Raw genomic sequence first — 12,456 nt, 5'->3', positions numbered from 1 at the left:
GTAAGTATAAAATAGTTCTCGCGCAACAAGGAACCCTCCTGTAAAGCGCCTTGCCAAGGAGTTTAGTATGATCACGCTTACCATTAATGGTAATAAACATGAGTTTTCTGGCGATCCGTCAACGCCAGTATTATGGTATCTCCGAGATGAATTGAATTTAACTGGGCCTAAATTTGGCTGTGGTATGGCTCAGTGCGGTGCGTGTACCGTGCATATTGATGGGGTAGCTCAGCGCTCGTGTGTATTGCCTGTAGCGGCAGCAGCAGGGCGTTCAATTACGACAATTGAAGGGCTAAGCGAGCAGGGCGACCATCCAGTGCAACAAGCATGGGTTGAGCATAAAGTACCGCAGTGTGGTTTTTGCCAGTGCGGCCAAATGATGCAAGCTGCGAGTTTATTAGCAGCAAACCCAACCCCAACTGACGATGAAATAGTAAGTAATATGTCGGGAAATATTTGCCGTTGTGGTACATACCCGCGTATTCATAAAGCAATTAAATCAGCTGCTAAAACAATGGCGAGTGTTCAATATTTTGACCCAAATGAACAAGGGGAAGAAGTATGAACCAAGATAACAAATATTTTGATTTAAACCGCCGTAAGTTTTTAAAAACCAGTGCTATAGGTGCATTGGTACTTGGTACTTATTTTGTAGGCAGTGCGCCAAGAGCATTTGCGGGTGTATTAGAGCAGCCATCTGAGCAAGCAAAACGCGCAAACTTATTCATTGCACTGCGCCCAGACGGCATGGTTGAAATAACCTGCCATCGCTCTGAAATGGGTCAGCAAATTCGCACCGCGATTGCACAAATTGTTGCCGATGAAATGGAAGCCGCATGGGATAAGGTTATTGTTATTCAGGGTAAGGGCGACCCTAAATACGGGGATCAAAATACCGATGGCTCGCGTAGTATTCGCTACAACATGCAGCGCCTGCGTGAAATGGGCGCAAGTGTACGTTACATGATGCAGCATGCTGCCGCTAAGTTTTGGAAAGTTGATCCAGAAACCTGTACTGCTAATCAACACGTTGTTACACACAGCTCAGGTAAATCGCTTACTTATAAAGATTTAATCGACTTAGCGCTTACAATAACGCCACCAGAAGCTGACAAACTAACACTTAAAACACGCAAAGAATGGCGTTATATTAATACTGGCATGGCGCACATAGATTTAGCCGATTTAGTAACAGGTAAAGCTATATTTGCAGCCGATGTACGCGAACCACAAGCGCTGGTGGCTATAATTGAACGCCCGCCAGTGGTAGGCGGTGTTGTTAAGTCGTTTGATGCCAGTGCTACAAAAGCGATAAACGGCGTTATAGATGTTATTGAAATACCTGCTCCAAAAGGCGCACCGCAGTTTCAGCCAAAAGGCGGCATTGCGATTATAGCTAAAAACACATGGGCTGCATGGCAAGGGCGTAAAGCATTAAAAGTTGTGTGGGATGATGGCAAAAATGGCGATTACAATTCAGAAAAATTTAAAAAGTCATTACTAAAAACAGTACAAACTCCACAGGCAAACATACGTGATAAAGGCGATGCCATGGGCGTGTTGGCTAAATCGAGCAATAAACTCGTAGCTGATTATTACGCGCCGCATCTTGCTCAAGCACCAATGGAGCCGCCGTGTGCAACAGCTATGTACAACAAAGATAGTGTTGATATATGGGCTGCTACGCAAAACCCACAAGCCGATATGAAAACAGTGGCGGCAATGCTTGGCATGGATGAGAGCAAAATTAATGTTCACGTTACCATGTTAGGAGGCGGCTTTGGGCGTAAGTCAAAACCTGACTTTTCAGCAGAAGCAGCTTACCTTTCAATGAAAGTAGGCAAACCTATTCGTGTGCAATGGACGCGTGAAGATGACATACAACATGGTTTTTACCATGCGGTTTCGGCTCAGCACATTGAAGCATCGCTAGATAAAAATGGCGCAATAGAATCTTATTTACACCGCACCGCGTTTTCACCAATTACCTCTACCTTTTCAGAAGGGGCGACTACGCCAGGAAGCTTTGAACTGCGCTTAGGGTTTACCGATAACCCAATTAACACACCTAACATGAAGTTAGAAAACGGTGATGCGCAAGCCAAAGCACGAATTGGTTGGATGCGCTCTGTATCAAATATTTTTCATGCCTTTGCTATTCAGTCATTTATTGGCGAAGCAGCGCACAAAGCCGGTCGCGACCAAAAAGACTATTTACTAGACACCATAGGTCCGAGTCGTATTGTTGATGTAACAGAGCAAAATGCTACATACGATAATTACGGTGGCGATAAAGAGGTTTACCCTTTAGATATTGGCAGACTGCGCCATGTTATTGAAAAAGTAGCTGACATGAGTAAATGGGGTCGAGAGCTTCCTAAAGGGCGAGGTTTAGGCATAGCAGCACACAGAAGCTTTTTAACTTACGTAGCTACGGTAGTTGAAGTAGAAGTGTCGGATGCTGGCGATTTAAACGTAATTAAATCGTGGGTTGCCATTGACGCGGGTACGGTTGTAAACACTGACACCGTTAAAAACCAAACTCAAGGTGGTTCTATTTACGGGATTACAACTGCAATCAGCGATGGTATTACCTTTGATAAAGGCCGCGTGCAGCAAAGTAACTTTCATGATTATCGCGTACCGCGTATGAGCGACTCACCTCTTGAAGTTGACGTTGAAATAGTACAAAGCGATGCACCACCAGCAGGGGTAGGCGAGCCATCTACACCGGTTTATGCGCCAGCATTATGTAATGCTATTTTTGCCGCGTGCGGAAAACGTATTAGGCAGTTACCGATTGGTAACCAATTAAAAGCGTAGCTAAATAACCTACAGCTTGAACAAAAAAACCGCCAAAATGGCGGTTTTTTTAGAAGTTAGCGATTAGTGAGTTTTTTCAAACTCATCAACTTCACGCTCTGCTTCTTCTTTAGATTTACCATACTGCTGCTGGATTTTACCCACAAGCTCTGTACGGCTACCTTCAATTTTGTCTAAATCGTCGTCAGTAAGATCGCCCCATTTTTGTTGAGCCTTACCTTTAAGTTCGTTCCAATTACCTTTCATACGATCGCTGTTCATAAGTTTCTCCTTACTTAGATTTAATTAACGTTCAGTATAAAAGGAGCAAGGCGTGTACCAACAAGTTAAATCTTTACTTTATATTTATAATCATGGTGTTATGTTTTTATTGAGGCAGTAATGATTAATGTTGTGAGCACATCCTTAAAAAATGTACAGAGCGGTCTGTAATTATTTCTGATTATGTAACCCTTAATTAAATCCTTTATAACCACACAGCTTTAGCGGCGCGTTTATTTTTGGTTTTTGTTACAATGCACACAAAGCAATTTAGGGTAAATAGCTGTGCTGCCGGTTCAAGACATATATCAACAACTCGTTACTACATTACAAAGTAATCCTATTACGTTATTACAAGCACCGCCTGGTGCGGGTAAATCTACGTGGTTACCGCTAGAGCTTATGCGCGATGGGCATTTTAAACGGATTGTAATGCTAGAGCCTCGCCGTTTAGCTGCTCGTAATATAGCCAGTTATTTAGCAAAGTGCCAAAACGAGAGTGTTGGGCAAAGTGTGGGCTTGCGGATTAGGGGCGAGAGTAAAGTAAGCGCTAATACACGCCTCGAAATAGTTACCGAAGGTATGCTAACCCGCATGCTGCAAAACGATCCCGAATTAAGCGATATAGATTTACTGATATTTGATGAATTTCATGAGCGTTCAATTGCAGCCGATACCTCACTTGCCTTTGCGCTCGAGACCCAAAGTGCACTGCGTGAAGATTTAACTATTATGCTTATGTCGGCAACGCTAGATACAGAGCGCTATACAGCCTTTTTTGACTGCCCTGTAATTCAATCGAGCGGTCGCAGCTACCCAATAGATGAAGTATACATACCCATAAAAGATGAAAGTCGCTGGCTTGATGCAATTCCTAACATAATAAAACAAGCACTTAATGAGCAAACAGGTAGCGCATTGGTGTTTTTACCTGGGCAATTTGAAATACTACGCGTGCAACAAGCGCTCACCGATCTACCCAGTAACTGCCAAGTTGCAACGCTATTTGGCGAGCAGGATAAAGCCAATCAGCAAACTGCTATTGCTCCTGCACTAAACGGCATGCGCAAAGTAGTGCTTACCACCAATGTAGCCGAAACCAGTTTAACTATTGAAGGTATACGCATTGTAATTGACAGCGGCAAGCGCCGTGCAGCCACCTTTAATTTAAAAACAGGGGTTACTGAGCTCACAACACAAAGTATATCGAGCTCGTCTGCTGTTCAGCGTGCAGGGCGTGCAGGACGAATAGAGCCGGGCATTGTTTATCGCATTGGCTCAAAGCAAACCTTTGAGCGACGTAATAGCCACGACAATCCCGAAATACTCACATCAGACATAAGCCAACTTATGCTTGAGGCAAAGCAGTGGGGAGCCAGTATTGATGAGCTAACCTTGCTCGATAAGCCCACTGAGCAACAATGTGAGCAAGCAAGTAACCTGCTTAACATGCTAGAAGCTATTGATAGCAAGGGTAAGCTCACACCGCTTGGCAGTAAAATGTTAGGTTTTGGTGCTGATATTCGTTTGGCGCATATGCTATTGAAAGCACAAATACTTGATGACCAACTCCCTGGTATTTTTAGGCTCGCTATTTATTTAGTGGCATTACTTGAGAGCCGAGTAAATAGCGCAAACGAGTTGAGTTTAGCGCTGCATAGCCAGCAGCAACGTCCGCATCCGGTATTTAAACAACAGTTAAAATATTGGCAAAGCCGCTTAAAAGTAAAAGACGAAAACAGCGAATTAAATACGCATTATATTAGTTTGCTAGTGGCATTGGCATACCCCGATCGCATCGCTAAAAAACGCGGTAATGGTTATTTACTTGCCAATGGTGCTGGTGCTGAGTTAAATGTCGATTACTGGCACAACGACGATTACTTAGCTATAGCAACCATGGGCGGGCACAAAGGTGGGCGTATATTTGCAGCCACCGCACTTAACCCATTTGAGTTACAAGAATTTTTACCGCATTTATTTAGTAAACTTACTCGTTGTGAGTTTGATGAAAAATCAGCGCGCTTTATTCATCAAGATGAAGTGAAACTCGGGGCTATAACGCTCAGCAGCCAGCCTAGTAAACAAAAACTAGATAAGAGCGAGCGTGCTAAAGCGTGGCTTAGCTTATTTACTAAACACGGTTTTGCTTTATTTAACGAGCAACCTGATGCGCAACAATTGCTGATACGTATGAGCCTAGCAAGTAATTTAATGCCCGATAAATTCCCGCAAATAAACGAGCAACAACTTATTCAAAATGCAGCGCAGTGGCTAGGCGTGTTTTTAGAAGATATTAAAACGCTCACGCAGCTTAAAAAGTTTAACTACTTTGAAGCATTACAAAACTGTTTTGATTGGCAACAACAAACAGCTTTAAAAGCACTGTTACCACTGCGCTTAACGGTGCCAAGTGGCTCAAATATAAAAATAGAATACCAGCTTGATGGCCCCGCAAAGCTAAGCGTGCGTATGCAAGAAGTTTACGGCTTGACCAGTACGCCTATGCTTGCCAACGGTAAATTGCCATTGCTTATGGAGCTGCTATCGCCAGGTAAACGTTCATTGCAACTTACTCAAGATTTAGCCCACTTTTGGGATAGCAGTTACCGCGATGTGCAAAAGGAAATGAAAGGCCGCTACCCTAAACATTTTTGGCCAGACGACCCAGCCAACAGCGTTGCAACAAATAGAGTAAAGAGCAAAATGTAGGTGTTAATTTACTTAAAACTGATTTTGTTTGATTATTGAACTTACTAAGGTAATGTACCTATAAAATATTTTTAACTACAGGGAATAGTCAATGAGGTTACTTTTAACGTTAGGTTTGGCTCTAGTAACTGCTTTTTCGGCTTATGCTGAAAAGCCACTCGACTTAAATGCATTTGCGCAGCAATACTATAAAACAATGACCGCAACACAAGCACCTAACGCAGGTGCTAAAGAGCTTGAGGCTTATCTTGCATTGTTAACCGATGATATTGGTAATCAGCATATTCCGTATCAACCGGATGACTCACGTACTCCTGATGGCAAAGAGCAGATGCGCAAAGGTATGAGTTTTTACTTAGGTGCGCACACGTTGTTTGAAAGCACACTGCTTAATACATTTGTGTTTAATGATACAGGCTTTGCTATTCGTTATAAGAGTCATGCAAAGGGCATTCACCCGCAAAGTAAGCAGCCAATAGAATACACCTCCACAATGATGGAAGTAATAGAACTTGAAAACGGTAAAGTGGCGATGATACGCAAGTATCACGAATAAAAAATAAGGATATATATGAAACATTTACTGATCGCACTATCAATATTAATGCTTAGTGCATGCGCTAGTACAAAAAGTGATTTTAGATTTGATGGTTCTACACCTGAGTCAACTCAGGCCGGAGTTCATAAAGTTTTAAAGACATTAAAATCTCAAGATGTAATGCGCTTTATAGGCGCCTTAATTGCAATTCAATTTTCTGATGTGCAAAGCGCAGAAGATGTTTTAGGCGACCCAACCATGATGAATGAAATGAATTATTTTATTATTGGTAAAAAAATTGAAGGCTTAAATTATTATGAAGTACTGGATCTTGCGAGTTCATCTTCATCGAAAGTGGAAGTTTCGGTAGCGAAATAGTTCCAGATTTTTGTATTACATTAAATGTGTAATACCAATCCGCAATAATACTTAATCATTTTGCAGGGCTAAACGTGTCGCTACCTGCGTTAAAAAATGCTCATTTAGAACAACTAAATAGCGAATTTTTTGCCTAGCTATCAACACGTTTTTCTGTCCTCAAAATAGACCACTTAATTAAGCGAATTGGTATGATTTTATGTCTATATTAAATATATTATTGAAAGTCCTAAAGTTTTAACGCTATAAAACTTAATAGTAAGCTTTGTTTATTCCTGCTCATGAATTTATACTACGCTTTAGTAAGAAGCTAATTATTTATAATTTAGATGTCGAAGTCTAAAACATAAAACGTAAGCTACTTTGACTTAATTCTACACGATTAGATAGAGACTATGACATTAAGATTTTTTGTAATAATAGGTACTTTAATTTTAATGTGCTTTGTAACAAGTTTATTAGTTGGGTACCGCTATTTTTTTAGCCTGCCGACTATAAACACTAGTATTGAAGATTATCAAAATCGTGAATTACTGAGTCTTAAAATTGCGCTTGATAGAGAGTTTATATTTTTAGAAACACTCAATTATGACTACGCCGTATGGGATGACACCTATGATTATATGGCTGATTTTGACACAGAATATGTAGATTCAAACTTTGTAGGGGATACCTTCTATTCTCTCAAAATTGATGGTGTGTTTATCTACGATGTAAACTTTAATATGGTTTACGGACAAGCGTATGATTATATGAAGCATAGGGAGTTTGATGCGCCTGATTTAGATTTACAGGTTAATAAATTAAACCGCGCAATTATTCCTAATCCAAAAGCTGCTAATGACGACAGTAGTTTAAGTCATTCTGGTTTTTTACAAACAGCGGGCGGCCCTATCATGTTTGCATCGCATGTAATAAAGCGAACAGATAAAACAGGTGAGCCTGTTGGTAGTATTGTTTTTATAAAAAAAGTAAGACCGTCGTTGATCAAATCCTTAGCGGAAATTGCACAAGTGGAGCTTAGCTATACACAAATAGCACACGGTAGTTCTTTAAACGATATTGCGACGCTTAAAGGGAGCCTCCAAGAAGAGGACATTGCCACTCATAGGAAGAGGGTGATTCTAGATGTAAATGGTAAGCCATTGCTTGCTTTGAACATTAAGCACCATCACCAAACACTGCCAGTTTTATTTGATCACTATTTAAAGCTTATTCTGTTTATGTTTTTTGCAATGTCATTATTAGGTTTTTATATTGTAAATCGTTATTTTATTGAACCGCTTATTAGTGGTGCGTCCGCTATTAATTCAATGTTGGTTAAAAACGATTTACAGCCTTTGAGGTTCACTAATCAATTTTTAGAAATGCGCGTTTTAATTAGCGGTTTTAATGCGTTAATTAAACAAGTAAAAGAGCAAAATTCTAAGCTCGAAAAGATAAGCAAAATTGATGGGTTAACCCAAATTTACAACAGGCGTGCCTTTGATGAAATTATAGCGGCTCAGTGGAAGCAGGCTCAACAGCAACAAAATGCCTTTGGAGTAATATTACTTGACGTAGATCACTTTAAAAATTATAACGATTTTTATGGTCACCAAGGCGGAGACAATGCTTTACAGCTCTTAGCTTGTAAATTACAACAAATTGCAAAGCAAAACACAGGAACAGTTGCGCGCTATGGCGGCGAAGAGTTCATATTATTCTTTAAAGAGCTTTCTTATGAAGAGTTTGTAAATATATCTCAGCAATTGCTTTTGGCGGTTCGGGAGTTAAATTTACCTCATGAAGCGTCGCCTGTACGTAAATATTTAACAATTAGTGCTGGGTGTGTATTTGCTACAAAAGAAACCTTAAGTGGTAATAATGTGTCTATCCAATCACTAATTAAAGAAGCCGACATAATGCTCTACGAAGCGAAAAACTCAGGTAGAGATAAAACATCAATCAAATCTATATAATTTAAGTCAATTATTAAAGATGCATCAGCTGTTTTTTATTATAAAACGCTTAAACCTCTTTCCCGCCATGGCTCTGTGCTAGGTCGTCAAGTTCGGCGCAAGTGTAATCAAAACCACTTTCGTCGTATTCGTATGTCACTTTTACACTATCGCCGCCATTAAAAAGTCGTGTTTTTACATCGTTAACCGGCCAGTCTTTGAGCTCGTGTAAAAATCGGTTAGCAACTTGTGAAGATTCAAAACAATAGCGAATTTCTGTTTTCATAAATAATAAAGCTCTGGCTGTTTACCCCAGCTGCTAGCGCATTATTAATGGGGCGTTCATGATTCGGTTACAAAAAATAAAGAGTTAAATTGTAAATTTTGTGTTTCAATAAATGCATTAAACTCGGTACACACTAACGTACTTTAATTAACAAATGATGACGACTTTACATGCATTATAAATTTGCTCTTATCGCAAGCTCGGTTTTTATACTAAGCGCTTGCGGTGGTTCAGGCTCCGATGATACGCCAACCTTTAACGGAAATAAAATCCCCATTTTGTCAGTCGCTGATATTCCTAGTGAATTAAGTAAAGGCCAAACAATTGAGCTAACAGCAACAGCCAGTGATAAAGACGGCACTATTACATCTGTTGTGTGGCAACAAACGCAAGGGCCTGAACTAATTAGTGGGCCTTTAGAGGCAACAACTACTTCAGTAACACTGCTAAATGCGCAAAGTTATAAGCCTGTTGATTACGCTTTTTCGGTCACAGCAACCGACAACGAAGGGGCAAGCAGTGTAAAAACGCTAAGCTTTACTGCACGTAATAATATGGATGATATTAGCGCCGCACGGTTACTACACCAAGCAACAATGGGACCTAAGCTTAGTGAAATACAAAACGCACAAGGTTTAAGCGAGCAGCAATGGCTTGATAAGCAAGTAGCGCTACCTATTAATTATCACCGTGATTATTTAGTAAAGTTAAATGACGATGACGACTTTAAATACATAAGCCGCATAGACGCATGGTGGAAGGCAGTAATGCAAAGTGACGATCAACTCCGTCAACGTGTTGCATTTGCGTTAAGTGAAATATTAGTAGTGTCGGATGAAAACAGTGCCTTAAGAGGCCAACCTGAGGGCATGATCACTTATTACGATTTGCTACTAAAGCATGCCTTTGGTAATTATCGTGACTTACTCGAAGATGTCACGCTTTCGCCTATTATGGGAACTTACTTAAGCCATTTGGGTAACGAAAAAGCAGACGATGCACTTAATATTCGCCCAGATGAAAATTACGCACGTGAAGTAATGCAGTTATTTACTATTGGCCTTGAAGAGCTAAACCTAGATGGCAGCGCTAAGCTTGATGCACAAGGTAATACTATTGCCACTTACGGACAGGTCGAAATAGAGGGTTTTGCACGCGTATTTACTGGTTGGACGTTTGCCGATAGTGAAACATTTAAGCGTAAAAGTCGTGACTATATTAAACCAATGGAAGCATTTGACGAGTACCATTCTAGTAAACAAAAAACCTTACTAAATGGCGAAGTTATACCACAAGGTTATGCAGCAGAAGAGTCATTGCAAATAGCGCTCGATAACTTATTTAGCCATCAAAATGTTGCGCCATTTATTAGCAAACAACTTATTCAGCGATTAATTACCTCAAACCCAACCCCCCAATATGTTGAGCGAGTAGCTAATGTATTTATTGACAATGGCGCCGGTGTACGCGGCGATTTAGCGGCTGTAGTAAAGGCTATTTATTTAGATGATGAAGCGCGGCATTTTGGTTCAGTGCTTAATTACCAAGGGAAAATTAAAGAGCCTATTTTAAAAACTGTACAGTTTTGGCGAAATCTCGATGCTAAATCTTTGGCTGGTTATTATAAAACGTGGAATTTAATAAATAGCTATGGGCAAGGGCCAATGCAGTCGGCTTCGGTATTTAACTTTTTTAGGCCTGATTATCAAACCGCAGCTTTACGAAATGAAGGTATTGTTGCGCCAGAATTACAAATAGCAAACGATACAACACTAATTGGCACCATGAACGCGCTTTACGCAAGTTTAGTGTGGAGTACCGCAGAAGCGCACAGTGATTTAAATTCAAATGGTATTTATGTTTATATTCAAGACGACATGAATGTTTTAGAGAAAAAAGGTGTTAGCGCGCTATTAACTCAGTACAACACGCTATATTTTGCAGGCGCAATGAGCAGTGACATACGCCAAGCATTACTTGATTTAGATGCCTACTTTAATGAAGAGCAATACCGTGAACGGGTTTCGTATTTATTATATATGATTGCTATTTCACCTGAATTCAACGTGCAGTATTAGGAGCGCATAATGAGCATTAATAGAAGAGAGTTTCTGTCGTTATGTGTAAAAGGCAGCGTATCGGCTGCCGCGTTAACGAGCCTGCAATTACAAGCATTAACTGGAGCGACTAATGCCGTTGAGCTAGGTGATTACAAAGCATTAGTGTGTGTGTATTTATACGGGGGGAATGATTCGTTAAATATGCTCGTTCCGCTTGAAGGCGAGCAACGGAGTTTGTACGAGCAAAGCAGGCAAAACCTAGCGGTACAGAGCCCTATTGAGCTAAGCATTAAAAGCCAGTTTGCAGGTGGCGTCGGTATTCACCCTTCACTTGAACCGATACAAAATGTGTTTGAATCTCAAAATTTAGCATTTATAGGCGGGGTAGGTACTTTACTCGCTCCCACAACATTGAGTGACTATAAAAATAAAACAATAGGTTTGCCTAAGCATTTGTTTTCGCATAACGATCAGCAAGCTGCATGGATGTATGGCCGAGAAAAACAATCGCTTAACAGTGGCTGGGGTGCACGACTTTTAGAACGCTTAGAATTACAGGATGAATTTGCGGCTAACATATCACTCGACGGTACTAATTTATGGCAAACGGGAAGTGCTACTAATGCATTTGCGCTTAACAAAAGCGGCATTAGTAATATTAACGCGTTTGGCGGGTACCAACCTCGTAGCGAGCACGTAACTTCTATTATGAACCGCTTACTAGGCAATACGAATCATCCGTTAAGTACAGCTTATGCCAATGGCTTAACAAGTGCGATAAATAACACTCAAGCAATGAACCGCGCGTTAGAAAGCGCGCCTGCACTTATTACCCCATTTAGCGATAATAGCCTCAGTGAGCAATTTGCAGCAGTCGCTAAAACAATTAGCGTACAGGCAAAGTTGAGTACTCAACGCCAAGTGTTTTTTGTTTCTATGGGGGGGTATGATACCCACGACAACCAATTAACAACGCACCCTGCTTTATTAAATACGTTAGCTCAAGGGTTAAGTGAATTTGATAGTGCGATGAAAGAGCTTGATATGGCTGATAAAGTGACTACGTTTACTATGTCTGATTTTGGTCGCACGTTGACCTCAAATGGCGATGGCACTGACCATGGTTGGGCAGGGAACCAAATAGTAATGGGCGGCGCAGTAAAAGGCGGCAATATATATGGCGAGCTATTAACTCAACATTTGGATGGCGCACAAGATACCGGTGGCGGGCGTTTAATTCCAAGTGTTGCTAATGAGCAGTACTTTGCCACACTGGCTCATTGGTTTGGTGTGCCAAGCTCTGAGCTTGTTGATATTTTTCCAAACTTGAGTAACTTTGATCACACAACATTGGACTTTTTTGTGTAATTAGTCGCTAATAGTAATCTAAAAGCACTTGTTAGTAGTATAAGCTACCGGTTGATAGTGCTTATCTGTTTTAATAATAAAAATCACACA

10 protein-coding genes are annotated in these 12,456 nt (G+C 40.7%); 8 read left to right on the top strand and 2 right to left on the bottom strand.

The genetic code is table 11. From position 1 onward, the window contains the following. Window positions 1–67: 67 nt before the first annotated feature. A complete protein-coding gene (locus H5122_RS11590; protein WP_007376163.1) occupies window positions 68–565 on the top strand; it encodes a (2Fe-2S)-binding protein in 498 nt (165 codons plus the stop codon). Then, complete coding sequence (locus tag H5122_RS11585; protein ID WP_182682209.1) at window positions 562–2,823, top strand: xanthine dehydrogenase family protein molybdopterin-binding subunit; 2,262 nt, start codon at window positions 562–564, stop codon at window positions 2,821–2,823. The genes H5122_RS11590 and H5122_RS11585 overlap by 4 nt, the downstream gene beginning before the upstream one ends. A 63-nt stretch (window positions 2,824–2,886) precedes the next feature. Here the strand turns inward: H5122_RS11585 and H5122_RS11580 are convergent, their stop codons facing one another. Beyond that, complete coding sequence (locus tag H5122_RS11580) at window positions 2,887–3,084, bottom strand: CsbD family protein (protein WP_002958133.1); 198 nt, start codon at window positions 3,082–3,084, stop codon at window positions 2,887–2,889. 285 nt (window positions 3,085–3,369) lie between these two features. Here H5122_RS11580 and hrpB point away from each other — a divergent pair, with 285 nt between their 5' ends. The 4 genes from hrpB to H5122_RS11560 all read left to right on the top strand — a co-directional run bounded on the left by hrpB (window position 3,370) and on the right by H5122_RS11560 (window position 8,673). Further along, window positions 3,370–5,796 carry an ATP-dependent helicase HrpB gene (hrpB, locus tag H5122_RS11575; RefSeq protein ID WP_182682210.1) on the top strand — a complete coding sequence of 809 codons (2,427 nt, stop codon included), beginning with the start codon at window positions 3,370–3,372 and terminating at the stop codon, window positions 5,794–5,796. Between the two features lie 91 nt (window positions 5,797–5,887). Continuing rightward, window positions 5,888–6,352, top strand: coding sequence for a nuclear transport factor 2 family protein (locus H5122_RS11570; RefSeq protein ID WP_165744383.1), 465 nt, complete (start codon window positions 5,888–5,890; stop codon window positions 6,350–6,352). Between the two features lie 15 nt (window positions 6,353–6,367). After that, window positions 6,368–6,712 (top strand): hypothetical protein, encoded by a 345-nt coding sequence (locus tag H5122_RS11565; protein WP_182682211.1) that lies wholly within the window; start codon window positions 6,368–6,370, stop codon window positions 6,710–6,712. A gap of 395 nt (window positions 6,713–7,107) precedes the next feature. After that, window positions 7,108–8,673 (top strand): diguanylate cyclase domain-containing protein, encoded by a 1,566-nt coding sequence (locus H5122_RS11560; RefSeq protein WP_259395772.1) that lies wholly within the window; start codon window positions 7,108–7,110, stop codon window positions 8,671–8,673. 49 nt (window positions 8,674–8,722) lie between these two features. Here H5122_RS11560 and H5122_RS11555 read toward each other — a convergent pair whose 3' ends face one another. Next, window positions 8,723–8,938: a hypothetical protein gene (locus H5122_RS11555; protein ID WP_002958138.1), complete on the bottom strand. Its 216-nt coding sequence runs from the start codon at window positions 8,936–8,938 to the stop codon at window positions 8,723–8,725. Window positions 8,939–9,108: 170 nt separating this feature from the next. Between H5122_RS11555 and H5122_RS11550 the strand changes: the two genes are divergently transcribed. Together H5122_RS11550 and H5122_RS11545 are read left to right on the top strand one after the other, a co-directional pair. After that, window positions 9,109–11,016, top strand: coding sequence for a DUF1800 family protein (locus H5122_RS11550; protein ID WP_182682212.1), 1,908 nt, complete (start codon window positions 9,109–9,111; stop codon window positions 11,014–11,016). A 9-nt stretch (window positions 11,017–11,025) separates the two neighbouring features. Beyond that, window positions 11,026–12,366 carry a DUF1501 domain-containing protein gene (locus H5122_RS11545; protein ID WP_182682213.1) on the top strand — a complete coding sequence of 447 codons (1,341 nt, stop codon included), beginning with the start codon at window positions 11,026–11,028 and terminating at the stop codon, window positions 12,364–12,366. Window positions 12,367–12,456 lie beyond the last annotated feature (90 nt).

Origin of the sequence: Pseudoalteromonas sp. SG43-8 (assembly GCF_014164245.1) — a bacterium.
GTDB classification, from domain to species: Bacteria; Pseudomonadota; Gammaproteobacteria; order Enterobacterales; family Alteromonadaceae; genus Pseudoalteromonas; species Pseudoalteromonas distincta.
Note: the sequence above shows the minus strand (reverse complement) of the source record. Positions and strands in the feature narration are given on the sequence as shown.